Source organism: Clostridium polynesiense (assembly GCF_000820705.1).
Classification (GTDB): domain Bacteria; phylum Bacillota; class Clostridia; order Clostridiales; family Clostridiaceae; genus Clostridium_AA; species Clostridium_AA polynesiense.
The window spans coordinates 1-18530 of sequence record NZ_CCXI01000143.1 but is presented as its reverse complement, the minus strand read 5'-3'; the positions used below and the strand labels follow the sequence as shown (position 1 = coordinate 18530).

13 protein-coding genes are annotated in these 18530 nt (G+C 32.1%); all 13 read left to right on the top strand.

Annotated features, from left to right (window positions below):
• The first annotated feature begins 1 nt into the window (after window position 1).
• The 13 genes from murQ (at window position 2) to TA89_RS15345 (ending at window position 18003) form a co-directional block, all read left to right on the top strand.
• Window positions 2-907, top strand: a complete 906-nt coding sequence (murQ, locus tag TA89_RS15400) for an N-acetylmuramic acid 6-phosphate etherase (RefSeq protein ID WP_040214669.1) — start codon at window positions 2-4, stop codon at window positions 905-907.
• Window positions 904-1314: a PTS galactosamine/N-acetylgalactosamine transporter subunit IIA gene (gene agaF, locus TA89_RS15395; protein WP_040214668.1), complete on the top strand. Its 411-nt coding sequence runs from the start codon at window positions 904-906 to the stop codon at window positions 1312-1314. Before murQ ends, agaF begins: the two co-directional genes overlap by 4 nt.
• Window positions 1315-2041: 727 nt before the next feature.
• Window positions 2042-2518, top strand: a complete 477-nt coding sequence (locus TA89_RS15390; RefSeq protein WP_040214667.1) for a pyridoxamine 5'-phosphate oxidase family protein — start codon at window positions 2042-2044, stop codon at window positions 2516-2518.
• Between the two features lie 262 nt (window positions 2519-2780).
• The gene (locus TA89_RS18660) at window positions 2781-2945 is read left to right on the top strand and encodes a hypothetical protein (RefSeq protein WP_187119319.1); all 165 of its coding nucleotides are present in this window, start codon (window positions 2781-2783) and stop codon (window positions 2943-2945) included.
• A gap of 1 nt (window position 2946) precedes the next feature.
• Window positions 2947-3507, top strand: a complete 561-nt coding sequence (locus tag TA89_RS15385) for an ATPase (protein ID WP_040214666.1) — start codon at window positions 2947-2949, stop codon at window positions 3505-3507.
• Window positions 3508-3803: 296 nt separating this feature from the next.
• Window positions 3804-4523: a hypothetical protein gene (locus TA89_RS17830; RefSeq protein WP_207642853.1), complete on the top strand. Its 720-nt coding sequence runs from the start codon at window positions 3804-3806 to the stop codon at window positions 4521-4523.
• 1212 nt (window positions 4524-5735) lie between these two features.
• Window positions 5736-7130 carry a PTS mannitol transporter subunit IIBC gene (locus TA89_RS15375; protein ID WP_052447560.1) on the top strand — a complete coding sequence of 465 codons (1395 nt, stop codon included), beginning with the start codon at window positions 5736-5738 and terminating at the stop codon, window positions 7128-7130.
• Window positions 7131-7299: 169 nt separating this feature from the next.
• Entirely contained in the window at window positions 7300-9375 is a 2076-nt protein-coding gene (locus tag TA89_RS15370; RefSeq protein ID WP_052447559.1) for a BglG family transcription antiterminator, read from the top strand.
• Window positions 9376-9396: 21 nt separating this feature from the next.
• Complete coding sequence (locus tag TA89_RS15365; protein WP_082023978.1) at window positions 9397-9921, top strand: PTS mannitol transporter subunit IIA; 525 nt, start codon at window positions 9397-9399, stop codon at window positions 9919-9921.
• On the top strand, window positions 9899-10855 hold the full coding sequence (pfkB, locus tag TA89_RS15360) for a 1-phosphofructokinase (protein ID WP_040214665.1): 957 nt from the start codon (window positions 9899-9901) through the stop codon (window positions 10853-10855). The genes TA89_RS15365 and pfkB overlap by 23 nt, the downstream gene beginning before the upstream one ends.
• A 16-nt stretch (window positions 10856-10871) precedes the next feature.
• Complete coding sequence (locus TA89_RS15355; RefSeq protein WP_040214664.1) at window positions 10872-12128, top strand: zinc-binding dehydrogenase; 1257 nt, start codon at window positions 10872-10874, stop codon at window positions 12126-12128.
• Window positions 12129-13000: 872 nt separating this feature from the next.
• Window positions 13001-16054 (top strand): Eco57I restriction-modification methylase domain-containing protein, encoded by a 3054-nt coding sequence (locus TA89_RS15350; RefSeq protein ID WP_040214663.1) that lies wholly within the window; start codon window positions 13001-13003, stop codon window positions 16052-16054.
• Window positions 16055-16143: 89 nt separating this feature from the next.
• Window positions 16144-18003, top strand: coding sequence for an Eco57I restriction-modification methylase domain-containing protein (locus TA89_RS15345; RefSeq protein ID WP_052447558.1), 1860 nt, complete (start codon window positions 16144-16146; stop codon window positions 18001-18003).
• Window positions 18004-18530 lie beyond the last annotated feature (527 nt).

Here is an 18530-nt window from a genome sequence, read left to right as displayed (position 1 = left end):
AATGGAGTTAAAGAAGCTAGAGACCGAGCAAATAAACCAAAACACTATAAATATTGATACTTTAAGTACTTTAGATATAGTAAACCTAATAAATTCTGAAGACGAAAAAATTCCGGCAGAAATCAAAAAATGCAATATAGAGATCCAAACCCTTATTGATGAAATAGTAGAAAGAATAAAAACAGGAGGAAGATTAATATATATTGGTGCAGGAACTAGTGGAAGACTTGGAATTCTTGATGCTAGTGAATGTCCTCCTACATTCGGGGTTTCTTATGAATTGGTACAAGGTATAATTGCTGGAGGAAAGGATGCAATAATTAAGGCAAAAGAAGGTGCGGAAGATTCTAAGGATTTAGCTGTGGAAGACTTAAAAGAATTAGGTCTTACAGAGAAAGATACAGTTATAGGCCTTGCAGCAAGTGGCAGAACTCCTTATGTAATTGGCGGATTAGATTATGCAAACTCAATTGGGGCATTTACCGGAGCAATTAGCTGTGTAAGCAATAGTACTATAGGTAAGCATGCAAAGGTAAATATTGAAGCTATAGTAGGTCCTGAGGTTGTAACTGGTTCAACAAGAATGAAGGCAGGAACAGCACAAAAAATGATTTTAAACATCATATCAACAACTACTATGATAAAGTTAGGGAAAGTATATAAAAACTTAATGGTTGATGTACAAGCTACTAATGAAAAATTAGTAGAAAGATCAAAGAGAATAATAATGGAAAGTACCTCTTGTGATATGGAAAGAGCCTCTGCTTTAATAGAGCTTTCAAATCAAAGTGTTAAGCATGCAATATTAATGGAGCTGACTGGCAAAGGCTACGATGAAGTATCAAGAATGTTAGAGAAAAATGAAGGAAATATTTCTAAGGCTATTAGGGAGGAGATAGGACAATGATTGGAATAATATTAGTAGGACATGGGTCTTTTGCTAGTGGATTAGAGTCATCTGTTAAATTAATAGCTGGAGAACAAAAGAATTTTATTTCAATTGATTTTCTTCAAGAACTAACAGGAGAAATGCTTGAAGATGAGATAAAAAAGGCTCTTAATGAGTTAAAAGATTGTGATAGCTTAATAATATTTACAGATATTTTAGGTGGTACTCCATTTAAAACAGCTGCTAAATATGTGAATGATAAAGTAAAACTTATTACAGGTACTAATTTATCTATGGTAATTGAAGCATCACTTTTTAGAGAAATGAATAAAGAGCTAAATGAAATTGTTGAAGGAACAATGAGTTCAGGTAGAGAACAAATTAGAGAGTTTACAATTAAAGCAACAATGGATGAGGATTTTTAAAGCTAGATGGATAGAACTGTACTACAAATAATACTTTAAAGAAAATATCTTTAAAGAAAGTAAAAAATATAGTAGTAAAAGTTGAAGTGATCCCAAATAGTTAGTGAATATTTCAACGTAAAAATTGTTTAAGCATCTGAAAGGGCTTGTTGTCTGTGAATAGCAGACGGCAAGCCCTTTAGCTTTTCCTTGATATGCTGGTTGTCACCATACTTAACATAGGATAGTGGGAAATGTTATACTTCCTCTGCCATAAGTTACAATATAGTTGAGAAAATTTTACATTTCAAGGATTTACCAAATGATATGCGTGATATATAATTATTTATAATTAATTAATAATCAATTAATAGAAAATATATTAGATTATGATTGGGGTTCCCCATGCTGGACATATGTGGAAACCATCGCGGGGTAAGGATTTAAAGAAACCTTGAATGTTTATAATTTTATAAAAAAGAAGCAAAATGGAAGGTTTACAGCTAGACTTATTGTGCTTTAAGAAAATATCTTAATGGTGAGTTTTATGACAAGTTCAGTGCAGCTGATAAATAAAGGATAATTCCGGTAGTAAATAAAAATCCCGACAATCAGTGGTATGGTTCAAAAGCCGGAGCAGACACGGAAGACCGTATATTTTTATAAGCATTGAGGAAGTGTGTAATTATTTCGGTGGTTTGATTATAGTTACAGCATATAAATAAATTTAAAAAAGGAGAAGTTTAAAATGAGCAAGTACGAAAAGGCTATGAAACTTATGGAGGAACGTTGTGGTAATGGTAAAGAAGAAGTTATTGCCCTTGCGACAATATCACTATTCCCAAACACTGAGGGTAATCCACGTCCTGCTGTCCGTATGGTTTGCGCTTATTATGAAGACGGCATATTTTATGTTTCTACAGACGCCAAAAAAAATAAAATGCTGCAAATTGAGAAGAACAACGAGGTCTCCGTAGCTGGGTTAGATTGGTATGCTTTTCATGGCACCGCTGAAAATCTAGGTTGGGTTAAGGACGAGAAGAATGCTGAAATCAGAGCGAAATTTAAAAAAATCTTCGGCTGGTTCGATGAAGTTGGCGACGAAGATAATCCTAACTCAATCATTCTGCGTATCACCCTCACAGAGGGTACTATTATTGACAACGAAAGAAAATACGGTGAAGGACAGTATGAAATTGATTTTATCAATAAAACTGCGAAATAAATCCGTAAAGAATAAGTACTTTATAACTTTAGAGCAAAAAAATACTACTTTATTATTAATATTATCTAACTTAGTTTTCTGAAACCCAACCTTAAATTATTTTTGTAGGATATTAATTAAGAATGAAATGGAAAAGACTTACTTACAGATGTTACAGAGAGTCGTATCTATGGAGAATCAAAATTAAAAGTGATTAGGTTTATAGTCTATAGAGGTTGATATATAATGTTTGTATAGATGCTTTGTGAAGGAGGTAATTTAATTGGAAAATAAGGATATTAATCTGTATGATGTTTTTAAAAAATATTCATATAGCCAATTAAAAGAATTGTTTAAAAATGCTAAGACAAAAGAAGAGCAAGACTTTTATATGACCTTATCTAATTTAGTATTACAAAAAGAACAGGCGAAAGTTATAGGTGAATAGTATGCCAACATATACAATTTTTGCAGGAGTTAATGGTGCAGGTAAAACTTCAATGTATAAATCTATATATTATAATGAAAATAAAAATGAAAAAAGAATTAATACTGATGAAATGGTAGCTGGACTTGGATCGTGGAAAGATAATAGTCTGCAAATTAAATGTGCAAGAGAAGCTATTAAGTTAATAAAAGAATATATTTTAGAAGGTATATCCTTTAATCAAGAAACCACTTTATCTGGAAAAAGTATAGTGAAGAATATAAGATTTGCAAAAGAACAGGGTTTTCATGTAGTTATGAATTATGTAGGGTTAAAAGATCCAGAAGCTGCTAAAGAAAGAGTTAAAATTAGGGTAAGCAAAGGTGGACATGGAATACCTGATAAAGATATAGAAAGAAGATATTATGATTCGTTAAAAAATCTAAATGATGTAATTGAAATATGTGATGAAGTAAATATATATGATAATACAGAGATGTTAAAAGAAATTGCATATTTAAAACAGGGAAAGATAAAATGGTCTGATAAAAAGATACCTAATTGGATAAAAGGTGTATTGTAAAGGTAGCTAGAAAAATTATAAAAATTTTTCTAGCTATTTTCATATAGAGATATTATTTAAACTTGAATTTGAAATAATATTGATTATGATGTATATGGGAAATTTTAAACTTTTTTACTTAGGGTGCGATGAAGCATATCTATGGAGAACCAAAATTATTCGTTCTAATAATTTTGGTTAATATGAAATTTATAAATAGAATCATTGACTTGTGTTATAATTATCCTAGTAATTTGTTGGAAGATATAGTGTGTAAGTGGGATTTGGAGAGGGAAAATAAAATGACTAGTTATATTTTGAAAGTTGTTGAGAGTGAATATGATTATGATGCATCACCAGAGGCATGGGCCGAATATAAAGAAATCTATACTCCTTCAAGATGGACTTTCTGGGAAAAGTTTGATTATAATAATTTAAAAAAACAAGGTATTAGAATTTACGCACCAATTAACATTAATAAAAAATATGCGCAATTTAATCAATATCCAAAATTTAAAATGAGTGGAGACACAGACTTTAACTTTGGAAAAGATAAAAAATCCAAAAAAAAATATGAACAATTTAAGGAATTGTTACGACGTGATTATGAAAGGGACGAATTCAATGCTTATTTAGATGAATTGGATCAATGTTATGATACGTACCATAAACTCGAAAATTTCTCTTTTATGCCAATGACAGGTGGTTTGCAACTGGTAAAAGGATCGTGTCAGTATGATAGACTTGATATGTTTGTATATAGATTAAGTAGATATTATCAAACAGAGGGAAAAGATAAATTTATACTTAGTCGTGCGAGAACTTCCAATAGAGAAGCATTGGAAACCTATTTGAAGTTATTTGATAGTATTTATGATTATTGCTCTAAAATCTATATGATTAATAGTAAGGAATTTGTTAATAAAATAATAGCACAAGGAGAAGAATCAATAGACAGTGGAGCAAGCGTTGTTAGATATATGAAACTGGCAGAAGAATTCTGGGATAATAAAAAACAAACACTAAAGAATGATTAATGGAATTAATTAATATTATGTCTATGATAAACTCCAATTTGTGTGGATGAAATGAGTTGAAAACTATTGGATAGAAATGATGATGATATAAAACATTAAATGTATAAGTAATTTGGAAATGCAAATAGCATGATAGGTTTTAAAAGCCTATCTTTTTTTAATAAAAATATATAATTAAAACTTGAATTTGAAATAATATTAATTATATTGTATATGGGAAAATATAAACTTTTTTATATATGCTAAGGTGAACCGTACCATAAGTAAGGGAGGTTTTTAGCTTTAGGCATTGATATAACTTGCTTAAGACTATTTTTATAAGTAAAAATACCGTATCATAAGTAATAGAATATTTGTAAAATGTGCTATATTTAAAGGGAAAAATAATTTTTAAGTGTTGGTAAATAATAATTTGACACTCGGATTTTAACTAGTGAATAAATTTATTAGGTATTAAAATAACATTAGATAGGAAATTTTCAACTTATATTATTGAAATTAAAATTTTTAAATAAAAAAATTATATAAGTTTATTTTTTATAAGAATGTTATATAATATAAATAAGAAAAGCTTAGTGCTGGTAACACTAAGCAATCCTTAGAACATTTATTTTGTTTTAGGGCTATTGAATGATATTAATAACGTTAATTAAGAAAAGGTGCTAATCTTCGTTGGATGGAGCACTTTTTTTTTTTGCTTTTAACTTCTATATCAAGACCAAGAAACTTAATCTTAATTTTTTAATGATGTATAAAAAGATTATGCTTTAAAACTAATTTTATTACATAAACAACAGATATACATTTTATAAGAATATCAAACATATCCAATACTACCCCATAGCTATAGTGAAATAGTTCACCAATAGCCCGGGAGGATAAAACGTTCAAAACCTCCGCAGCGATCCTACTACGGTATTTCAAAATATCACCTTAGAATTATACCAAAATTATGTAGAAGATAAACACAAGAATAAAATGGGAAATTCTTCGCATCTATTCACTTCCTCAGTTTGCTATGGAAGGGCTCTTTTTTAAAGACAGACAATTACCCGCTATTTAATTTTGTCACTAATCACTAAGGACTCCACCATGGTATCTTAGCATTGAGTGAAAACGTTTCACATACTATAATTAAATTAACGTAATAAAGGGAATTCTGCAGAAGCCTATTTTATATATTACGAAGTTAATATATGGGAGGAAAGTGAAATGTCAAATCTACAAACTATCCCACAAAGTAAAACAAAAGGGAAGACTCAAGAAAATGTACAAAGATTTGGACGTTTTCTAAGCGGTATGGTTATGCCTAACATAGGTGCATTTATCGCTTGGGGGCTTATTACGGCATTATTTATAGGTACTGGCTGGGCACCAAATGAATATTTAGCAAAATTGGTGGACCCTATGATTAAATATTTGCTGCCATTACTAATAGGTTACACTGGCGGTAAGATGGTTGGCGGAACAAGAGGGGGAGTGCTTGGAGCTATAGCTACTATGGGAGTTATAGTTGGGGCATCCATACCAATGTTCTTAGGAGCAATGATAGTTGGGCCGGCTGCAGGCTGGGTAATAAAGAAGGTTGACAGTGCATTGGAAGGAAAAATACCTGCAGGCTTTGAAATGCTTGTAAATAACTTCTCCGCAGGAATTATAGGTATGATTCTGGCACTACTTGCTTATTCAGGAATAGGACCAGTGGTAGAGACTTTAAACAAAGCCTTGGGAAATGGAGTTCACGCAATAGTAAATGCAGGCTTGCTGCCTCTTTCATCCATATTTATAGAACCGGCAAAAATTCTTTTCTTAAACAATGCTATTAATCACGGAGTACTTGGACCAATAGGAATCAATGAAGCTAAGGAATTAGGAAAGTCAATATTCTTCCTGCTTGAAACAAACCCAGGACCAGGACTTGGAATACTTTTAGCTTATTGGGTATTTTCAAAGGGTATGATAAAGCAATCAGCACCGGGAGCAGTTATCATACATTTCCTTGGTGGAATACATGAAATATATTTTCCATATGTTCTTATGAATCCAATGCTTCTGCTGGCTGTTATAGCTGGAGGTGCAAGTGGAGTATTAACCTTTGGTCTTTTAGGAGCAGGTCTTGTTGCAGCTCCATCACCGGGAAGTATCTTTGCATTATTGACCATGACACCAAAGGGTGGGCACTTTGCTGTATTAACTGGAGTCATCATCTCCACAGTAGTTTCCTTCCTGGTTGCTTCTTACTTTGTAAAGAGAAGCGCTAATAAGCTTGATGATTCAGAATTAGCTGATGCAAAGGAAAAGGTTAAGGATCTTAAGACAGTTTCAGCAAAGAAAGCTATAAGCAGAATAATATTTGCTTGCGATGCCGGAATGGGTTCAAGTGCTATGGGAGCTACTACACTAAGAAACAAGCTTAAAAAAGCCGGACTTAATATTGAAGTAGTTCACTGTGCTATTGATGAAGTACCTGCTGATGCAGAAATAGTTGTAACTCATGAAAGTCTTACTGATAGAGCCAGAAGCAAGGCTCCAAATGCAGAGCATATATCTATTAAGAACTTCATGAACAGCCCGGAGTATGATACTTTAGTTAATAGGTTATCATAAAAAATTATCGTATTTGTTTTAAACTAACCTGTTGTGCTGTTTAGAAACTAATCCAGCGAGAATGTTTAAAATGTGTAGATAGATCATGAAGCATATTTAATACATTCTCGCCAGATTAGACACTGAGTTGACGCAACCGGTTAAATTATTAAGTAGGTGGTGATTTGATATGGGACAGATTAAGATTACAGCAAGGCAAAAGAAAATACTCATAAGACTTTGCAGTGAATATGAATATGTGACCATTTCAAGCATCGCCAAGAAGCTGAGCATAAGCAGCAGAACGGTGCTTAGAGAATTAAGAGGTATTGGTCTGTGGATTAAAAGCTATGGCTGCAGCCTGGAAAAGAAGCCTGGTATAGGCATAAGGCTTAAGGGAAATCTTGAGGCAAGAAAAGCTATTTTAGAAGACCTTGAAGAAGGCAAAGAGGTTAAAAGCTATTCTCCAAAGGAAAGACAGATTATGATTCTTGGAGAATTACTGCAAAATAATGAACCTGTGAAGCTTTTTGTTTTTACAAAAATGCTTAATGTTACAGAAGGAACTGTAAGTCATGACCTTGATAAAGTGGAAGAGTGGCTTAAGGACTACAGCTTAAACCTTGTTAGAAAACCTGGCCTTGGTGTATATATGGAGGGACAGGAATCTGAAATAAGAAAGGCTATAGCTAATTTAATATATGAAAATATAAATGAAGCACAGCTTTTGAATTTGATTAGAGAGAGCCTATCTACAGAAGTTAATACAAGGGAACGATTATTGAATTTAATAGAAAAAGACACAATTAGAAAATTAGAGGCTTTGATATTTGAACATGAAGAAGCACTTGATTATAGCTTAACGGATAATGCTTATATAGGATTACTTGTACATTTAGCTCTTGCCATTCAAAGGATAAAAAAGAATGAAAAGATAAGCATGGACAAGGCTTATCTTAAGGAGCTGAAGGGTTATGGAGAATTTGAAATAGCAGCTAACCTGGCTGAAAAAATATCAAAGGTGTTTAATATAGAGATTCCAGAACAAGAGACAGGATATATTACCATGCATCTAAGAGGCTCAAAGGGCTTCGAAAGCAAAGGGGAAAACACTGTACTTGAGGCTCTGGCAAAAGAAATGATTAAGGTTGCAGAGGTTGAAACAGGCAGCTTTTTAGAGTATGATGAACAGTCTTTAACAGGACTTATAAGCCATCTGGAACCTGCAATAAACAGGCTTAAGATGAATATGGATATAAGAAATCCACTGCTTCAGGAAATAAAGGAGCATTATTCAGAGCTGTTTATGCTGGCAGCTAAATCCGTTGTACCAATTGAAAATTATTTAGGCATGAAGCTGCCGGATTCTGAGATAGCATATATTGCAATGCACTTAGGTGCAGCACTGGAAAGAAAAACCTCAGGAAGAAAAAAAGTATTTAAAGCTGCAGTTTCTTGTCCCACGGGAATGGGAACTTCGTCACTTTTGGCCACAAGGATTCAAAAAGAATATGACAATATTCAGGTAGTAGATATCATATCATCGCTGCATGTAAAGGAAAGCAGGCTAATAGACAAGGGTGTAGATTTTATTATTTCTACAGTGCCTATAGAAGCAGTATTGCTTCCGGTAGTTGTGGTAAATCCTTTATTATTTGATAAAGACAAGGATAAGCTGGAAGCTTTAATAAAACAGCTAAAAAATAAGCCCGCAGATAATGTAAAAACTCAAAGCAGTACAATTGATTTAAAGGAGAAGCTTTCAAGATTAAATATTTACGCAGAAGGTATACTGCAGGTTTTAAATAATTTCTTCCTGTACCATTATGCAGGCTTCAGCACCATGGAGGAAGTAATTGAAGAAGTAAGCAGCAAACTTTCTACAGATAAAGAGAATTCTTTGCAGATACAAAAGGATTTAATTGAAAGGGAAGAAAAAGGCAGTACTGTATTGAGCGGTTTTGGTGCAGCACTACTCCACTGCAAGACCTCGGGAGTAGATAAGCTATATTTTGGAGCAGTGAGGATTAATAAGGTATTGTATTCCTTAAATTCTGAAGATGAGAATGAGCAGATAAAATTAGTAATTATAATGCTTGCTCCAGAGCACTGTCATAAGCAGCATATAGAAATAATGAGTTTGTTAAGCAGCAAGTTAATTGAAGCGCCAGATTTCTTAGTGAGCTTGCAGAAGGGATCGGAGAAAGAGGTCTATAAAAAACTTAACAACTATTTAGAAGAATTTTACGATATGAATATAAATTAGGCGCAGCAAAGGAGGAGCATCATGGGTTTTAAATTTTTTTCAGTTTTTAATAATAAAAGAGGAAGTGTAGAAGAAGATATGGTTGCAGCAGTAAGTGCAAGCAATAATACAGAAAATGAAGTGTTAAAAAAGGATAATATAAAGCTTAATCAGCCTTCAGTGAATAAATATGAAGCTATAAGGATGGCAGGCAGGCTTCTGGTTGAAAGCGGATATGTTGATGAAAGTTATATAGAGGCAATGATAGAAAGAGAAGATGATCTGACTACCTATATTGGTTGTGGAGTTGCAATTCCCCATGGTGTAGGCAGAGCAAAAGATTTCATTAAAAAATCCGGTATAGTAGTGCTTCAGTTTCCGGAAGGAATTGATTTTGGTGAGGAAAAGGCTTACCTTGTCATTGGTATAGCAGGTGTTGGAGATGAACACATGGATATTCTTTCAAATATAGCTACAGTTATTGGCGATGAAGATGAGGAAAGCCTTAATAAGCTAAAGACAACAAAGGATGTGAACTATATATATGAAACCTTCACAACAAACTAAAATTATTACTATAACCTTAAATCCTGCAATAGATAAAACCGTTGAAATTAATGATTTTAAGACAGGCAGTGTTAATAGAGTTTCTTCAATCAGAGTAGATGCAGGAGGAAAGGGAATCAATGTTTCCAAGGTTATCAAAAGTCTTGGAGGAGAAAGCAGAGCACTTGGAATTCTTGCAGGAAAAAATGGAGAGTTTATTAAAGCCTATTTGGACTCCTTAAATATTGAAAATGACTTTATTTTTATTCAAGGAGAAACAAGAACAAATCTGAAGATTATAGATAACATAAATCACAGCAATACAGATATAAATGAACCGGGAAGTGTTGTAGCAGCTGAGGACTTGACTAAGGTTGAAGAAAGCATTTTCGGGGCAATAAAGGATGAAGCCATATTAGTTTTATCAGGAAGCACCCCTGCTGGAGTGCCCAAGGATATATATGGTACATGGATAAAAAGAGCCAGACAGCTTGGAGCAAAGGTAATTTTAGATGCTGATGGTGAGCTTTTAAAGGAAGGCTTAAAGGCGGGTCCATACTTAATTAAACCTAATATCCACGAGCTTGAAAGGCTTTGTAGTAAAAACCTTGAAAGCCTTGAGGAAGTAGTTAAAGCAGCTCAGAAGCTTCATGATTATGGAGTAGAGAGAATTGTTGTATCCCTCGGCGGAGATGGAGCTTTATTTATAGACAAGGATAAGATAGTCCGCTCTGAAGGACTAAAGGTTCCTGTTAAAAGCACCGTTGGTGCCGGAGATTCAATGGTGGCAGCCTTGTCAATAGCTTCTGAAAAAGGGTATTCAATGGAGGAGACTGTTGTACTGGCTACTGCTGTAAGTGCTGCTAATGTTATGACCTCGGGAACTCAGCCAGCAGAGCTTAAGGATATTTTAGAGCTTAAAAAGAACGTGAAATTTGAATATATAAAATTATAGAAAAGAGGTAGTTATTATGAAAACTAAAGCAGTTAGATTATATGGTGCAAATGATCTAAGATTAGAAGAGTTTGAGCTTCCTGAAATAAAGGAGGATGAAATATTAGTTGAGATCATATCAGACAGCATCTGCATGTCCAGCTACAAGTGTGCAATTCTTGGCGAGAACCATAAAAGAGTGCCAAAGGATGTCCATGAAAATCCTATAATTATAGGACATGAATTTGCAGGAAATATAGTTAAGGTGGGAAAGAAGTGGCGGGATCAGTTTAAGCCGGGAACAAAATTTGCTCAGCAGCCAGCCTTAAACTATAAAGGAAGCATGGCATCACCAGGCTACTCCTATATGTATTTTGGAGGAGATGCTACCTACGCAGTGATTCCTCAAGAGGTTATGGAGCTAGGCTGTTTATTAAACTATGATGGAGACTCATACTATGAAGCTTCCCTTGCAGAGCCTATGTCCTGCATAATTGGAGCATTCCATGCAAACTATCATACTGAGATGGGTAAGTATGTCCATCATATGGGAATAAAGGAAGGCGGAAAGACAGCGATTCTTGCCGGAGCCGGCCCAATGGGACTTGGAGCAATAGACTATGCTCTTCATTGTGATAGAAGGCCGGGATTATTGGTTGTTACTGATGTAGATGACAGAAGACTAAGCAGAGCAGATCAGATATTTTCTAAGGAAGAAGCTAAGAGCTGCGGAGTTGATCTAATATTTGTGAATACTAAAGATTTAGAGAATCCAGCTGAATATTTAAAGGAGCTTACTGAAGGTACAGGCTTTGATGATGTATTTGCCTTTGCTCCAGTAAAATCTGTTGTAGAACAAGCGGATAAAATACTTGGAAGAGACGGATGCCTTAACTTCTTTGCAGGACCTACAGACACAGAGTTCTCAGGGAAAATCAACTATTACAATGTTCACTATGCCTCAACTCACATTATGGGAACAACAGGGGGAAACACTGACGATTTAATTGAGTCCTTAAAGCTCACTGAACAAAAGCTGATTAATCCAGCAGTTATGCTAACACATATTGGAGGCCTTGACAGCGTTGCAGAAACAACCTTAAACCTTCCAAAGATTCCTGGTGGAAAGAAGCTCATATATACCCACATTAATATGGAGCTTACTGCAATTGAAGATTTTGAAGAAAAGGGAAAGACAGATCCTCGCTTTGCTGAGCTTGCTGATATAGTAAAGAAGAATAAGGGTTTGTGGTGCACTGAGGCTGAAAAGTATATACTTGAAAACTGGAAGTAATATTAGGAAAAGTTAATAGAGAAATAAATTAGAAGGCGGTGACTATGTGTCACCGCCTTTTTAGAGAACTAAGCTTTTCAAATTTTACTATGACTATATAGCAGCTTCCTCTGAATTTTTAGCTAAAATCCTCTTAAAATGCACTGTAAAGATAGCTACAGTAATAGAAACTGCAATTATAGATGTTACAGGATCTGAAAGGTATACAGCAAATTCCTTCAGAGATACTGCAAACTGGAGATTATAGAATCAAATGAAGAAAAGACACCGGATAATGCTTCAGAAAAAGAAGAAGAGCAGATAAAGATAAATTAAGGAAAATCTATACTAAAGCACATAGAGGATAATTCCTATGTGATAGCTTTAAATCTAAAGGAAAAGATCTTTCTTCAGAGGAGTTTGATTTCTTTATTTAGGCTTTAAACACTAGGGGTATAAGCGGCATTACCTTTATTATATGAAGATCCTTAAGGCTTTCCTTGGAAATAATCAAGAAGATGGATTATAAGCTTTGCTTTTCTAAAATGACTTTTCACCATCAGCTTTTTGGGGTGATTAGGATTATTGAGAGGAGCCGTATTATAAATGAGTTCTTTGCTAAATTTGATTAAAGGTTATAAATTACTGATATTATCGAAAACCACGATAGATAATATTATCTTAGAGTAATTCAAAAGTAATCGTACCACAAGTAACTTGTTTCTTTAAGAAATAATTATATCACAAGTGACGTTTATTTTTTGGCATATAAGTTTAATGTGCCTTGTTTTAGTCGGTTAATTCTGCTAATAAATATATAGTATAGTGATTCTAAACTTTATTGCATAATATTAGCCTTATGTATGATACAATACTACATGGGGGGATATTTTATGAATAAAGAAACTAAAAAGAGCTTATTAGCTGAATTGATATTAAAATATAGGGAATTCAAGTCTCAAAATAAATTAGAATATGCAACTGAGCAGACTATGAGAGGGTGGATAAATGAATTTGTAAAGATATTTGGTTGGGATGTTAATAATACTTTAGAGGTAGTACAAGAAAAAAAACTATCAAAGCAAGAAAGTATTAACTTGGAAAAGATACAATCAAAACATAAGATTCCTGACTATTCATTTATGTACAACAAGAATAAATTATTCTACATTGATGCTAAAGATTTAGATGTTAGAGTAGACACAGATGACAATGTTGCGTTTCAGGTTAAGTCTTATGGTTGGTCGTCAGGTCTACGATATTCTATAGTTAGTAACTTTGAAGAATTATCAATATATGACTGTTCTTATGTACCTAGCCCAGATGATGACGTAAGTAATGGAAGAATATATTTACATATAGATAATTACTTGCATAATTTTGATTTATTATATGGTTTCTTAGATAGAGAAGCTGTTCTTGGAGGAAGTTATGATGGATACTTAAAATCACTAAAGATTAAAAATATAAAATCCTTAGACGAAGCATTTGCACAAAAACTTGTTAATTTTAAAACTATATTAGCACAGCATATACTAAATAATAATAAAGATTTAATTAAGGCTAACAGTAGTATATTGAATAACTTAGCACAACTAATTATAAATAGAATAGTGTTTATTAGAATTTGTGAAGCAAAGCTAATTGAAAAGGATGGTTTACTCTTAGAGTGTATCAAAGATGGATTTTGGAAAAAGTTTAATGAGTACTGTATAAATGATTTTTATAAGCATTATGATGGTCCAATATTTGGGATTGTACCTATTATGAACAAACTTAAAATAGATAATTATATTTTTTTTGACTTCGTAAGCAGTTTGTATTCTAATAGTACTCCATATAGATTCGATGTTATACCAATAAAATTATTGGCAGATATGTATGAGAAGTTTTTAAGTATAAAGTTAGAAATAGATCCAAGAGGTAATGTAGTTGAAAGATATAAACCTGAGTACTCAAAGCAACAAGGTGCTATAAGTACTCCAAAATACATGGTGGATTTTATAGTTCAGAGTACAATGGCAGAGAGATTAGAATCAATTGATAATATTGAAGACTTATTAAAGATAAAGATATTGGAACCTGCTTGCGGTAGTGGAACATTTATCTTATCAATATATGAGGCTCTAGAAGAAAAAGTTAAAGAACTTTATATAAATAAAAAGCTTCCGGATACGTATTCTGAAAAAATAATTGTAAAGGATAAAGTAATTTATTTAAAAAATGATTTAAAGAAGACTTTATTTAACAATTGTATCTATGCAATGGATTTAGACCCAGAAGCAGTTGAAATAGCTAAAATGTCTGTAGCATTAAAACTAATAGATACCAATGAAAATTATTTGATAAATGAAGAATTGGGCTTATTCGGAAGTAAGATTTTAGAAAGCTTGGGAAATAACATAGTCCTTGGTAACACTTTGGTTGGAACAGATATCTATAGTTTAATTCCTAATATAGAAATACAAGAGAAGATGCTTATGAAAGCCTTCGATGTAAAGTCTGATATAAGATTATCCAGTGTGTTCACACAGAATGGAGGCTTTGATTTCATTATTGGTAACCCACCTTATGTTGAAACTAGAAAATTTATTGAACTAACACCTAACATGAGAAATTACTTTGCAAAAGTATATAGTACAGATAAAAAAAAGGCCGATTTATCAATATACTTTGTAGAGAGATGCATAGGATTTTTAAATGATATTGGTGTGCTTGGGATTATTATGCAAAAAAGATTTTTCAAAACGGAATATGCAGATAAAGCTAGAAGATACTTATCAAATAATAAATATGTTCATACAATAATAGATTTTGATTCACAGACTATATTTAGGAAGAGGACTACTTATGTTGCTATATTAAAACTAACGAAATGTCAAAATTCAAATTTTAAATATTTAAAGATAAATGGCGATGGAGCTCTGTTAGAAAACAAGCTAGCTGAATTCGAAGGTGATTTTCAGATATATGATTATGATCTTTTAGATATGCCTACCTGGAATTTTGAAGATGTTGAGACCTTAAAACTTGTTAATAAACTAAAAAAGAAATTTGCAGATATAAAGTCAAATCCAAATATTAAGATTGAGGTTGGAATACAAGTATTATGGAATGATATTTACCATATTAAGGCTGATAGGATAATAGATAACATTATTCATGGTCATAATAGACTTAATGATTATGTAGAGATAGAGCTTGGATCGTGTAGACCATTATTATGCAATAGAACCTTTAAGGCACTACAAGAAGTTCAACCAACTTATTATGCTATATTTCCTTATGAAGACGGTAATGAAACTAAACCAATTTTATTTACTGACTTTACAACAAGGTTCCCTAAGTGCGGAAGATACCTTTCGAATAACAAGGCTTTGATTAAGGCTAACGTTAGAACAAAAAAAACAGATGAGAAATGGCATCTATTTACTAGAAAACAGAATCACGCTTCTTTCAGAAAAGATAGAGTAATATTTCCAATGACGGCACAAGAAACTATAGCGACATTGATTATTAATACTGATGGGATTTATTTGGATAATGCTAATATGTGGGGATTAAGTTTACATAATGGAGATGAACAGCTTCTGAAGGCAATTGGATGCATAATTAACTCAACATTATTTAGTGTAATGGCAAAAGCAATTGCTAATCCTCAGAGTAATGGTTATAAGAAATTAAATAGGCAATTCATTGAAACCTTACCACTTCCTTATCTTAAGTTAAAAAATGATACTACACTTTTAGAGAAGTTCTCTAAGGTATACGAAGAAATAACCACTATTAACACTAAATTTTTATCATTAAATGAAATACAAAACAACATAGTCGATGAAGAGCTTAAGAAAAAGTGGAGATATCTAGATAAATTAGTCTACGATTTATATGAATTGACAAAGGATGAGGTTAATTTAATTAATAGCGTCGGAAGATCTGATAGATAAGTTGGACCTACCTTTATATTATCTTTTCGTATGCTAAAAGAGTGTAATTCACTTTTAAATACGTTTTATCCTAATAGGAGTTGATAAACATGGACTTAAGAAACCTAGTGAAAAATTTGACTAAAAAAACTAAAGTAGATAAAAACAATATTGAGGAACTTGAAAAGGCTATAGTAAATAAATATTTAGATATTAATAACATTAATGTTAAAAAGAGTACTTTTCTCGAAGATTACTGTGGTAATTTGGATAGTTTGATATATACGAAAGTATCTAAAGTGGTTGAAAGTTTTGGCAATAATTTAAATATTGAGAACTTGGTAAATATATTCGAATTACTTATCCCTGAAGAGGAAAAGAAGCAGAATGGAATGGTATTTACGCCACCAAAAGTAAAGAGTTTTATTATAAATGAGCTATTATCGGACTATACAAGAGCAACATACCCAACAATGTGTGACCCATCATGTGGATGCGGTTCATTACTGCTTACAGCTTCTAATGAATTGAGAAAAAGGTATTTATTTAGTTATGAGGATATATATAAAAGGGCAATTTTCGGGGTGGATATATATGAACACAATATAGAAAAAGCTAAAGTAATATTAACTATTAATGCATTAGAAAATGGAGAAATTGTATCTGAAAATTGTTTTAATCTGATAACTGCAGATGCTTTGCAATTAGATTGGAAGAAATTATTTAATCATAGACTTGAGAATAGAGGATTTGACTTTATAATAGGTAATCCTCCATATGTAAGAATAAAAAATATAAGTGAATCAGTTAAAGATAATTTAAAGAAGTGGTATGTTGCTCAAATAGGTAATACTGATTTATATATACCGTTCTTTCAATTAGGCATAGAACTTTTAAATGATAGTGGAAAATTAGGATATATATCTATTAATTCGTATTTGCATAGTTTAAATGGTAGAAATTTAAGAAAGTACCTAACTGATGGAGAATACAATCTTAAAATTGTTAATTTTAGAGATAATCAAATGTTTAAAGGGGTTACTAGCTATACTTGTATTACGATTATAAACAAAAAGAACCGGAAAAGTATGCTGAAATATCTCAGTTTAGATGAATTGGTGAATATTAATAATAATTTTAATATCATAAGTGTGAAAGATTTGGATTATATGAAGGGGTGGAAATTAGGTGATTCGAAAGTTAATACAAATATTGCCATACTTGAATCATTTAAAAGAAAATTGGGTGATTATAAAATCAAGAATGGGATTGCAACATTAAAAAATGAGCTTTATATTTTTACACCACAAGCTACATTGGATAATCATTATATTTTATTAAGGAATGGGAAAGAATATTTAATTGAAAAGGAAATTTGTAGAGATATAATTAAACCTAATGTCATAAAAAATGAAGAAGATCTTGAAATAAAAAGCGAGAAACTAATATTTCCATATGAGATTATAAAGAACGCTTTTTCCATCATTAATATCGCATCATTTATGGAGAAGTTTCCAGAAACTTATAAATATCTATTAGATATAAAAGATGAACTAGCGAAAAGAGATAAGGGGAAGCAAGAAAAATACCCAGAATGGTACGCTTTCGGAAGAACGCAAGGTTTAAATAATACAGGCAAGAAAATACTTCTCCCATATATGTCTAAGGAACCTTTAGCAGTAATTTGCAAGCAAGAAGATATGTTATTTTATTGTGGATATGCACTATTCTCTGAGGATGATAATGAATTAGAGTTTTTGAAGAAGATACTCTTATCAAGTATATTTTGGTACTACATAAAACATACAAGTAAAGATTACTCCAATGGATATAAATCTTTTGCGAAAAATTATCTTAAAAGTTTTTCTATTCCTGATATATCTGAACAAGATAAGGAAAAAATAATAAATACTAAGGATAATTACGCTATAGATAATATTTTAAACAATTATTATAATATTGAATTTTAATAAAATTTCTAGTAAGATTAAAATCTTATTTGACTGATTCGTTTCCTAAAAATGGATAAGTTTGGCGCGATAAGCATATTTCTAATTATATATTATATACTTGACCTATAGAGAAAAAAATCTATAGGTCTTATTGCTATGTGTAAAATGAGATAAAGAAAATAATTAAAATTTCGTTTGTAAAAGCATTGAAAAAAGGAGTAGACTTACATAGGAATTAATTTTAGTCTTTATAAAAATACTATAACGTTAGTTGAAAGATATATTCCAAGGTTGTAGGGAGTAACAGATTCTTTTGCAGGTACTTTTTAAAAAAAGTTCCAATTTAATAATGGGGAATATTGAATATGGAATTTCCAGAGTGTTGCAAGCCATGGCTTCCATATCTAAAATAGGTTGAAAGTCTTAGGATTGCTGGCATTAGTTCAGTATTTCATTAATTTTAAGCGTTCAATATTAGGAATATCAATTAGGTGTTGATATTGAGCTGTAAAGCCCATTAATACTGGCTTCTCTGAGATGATTAT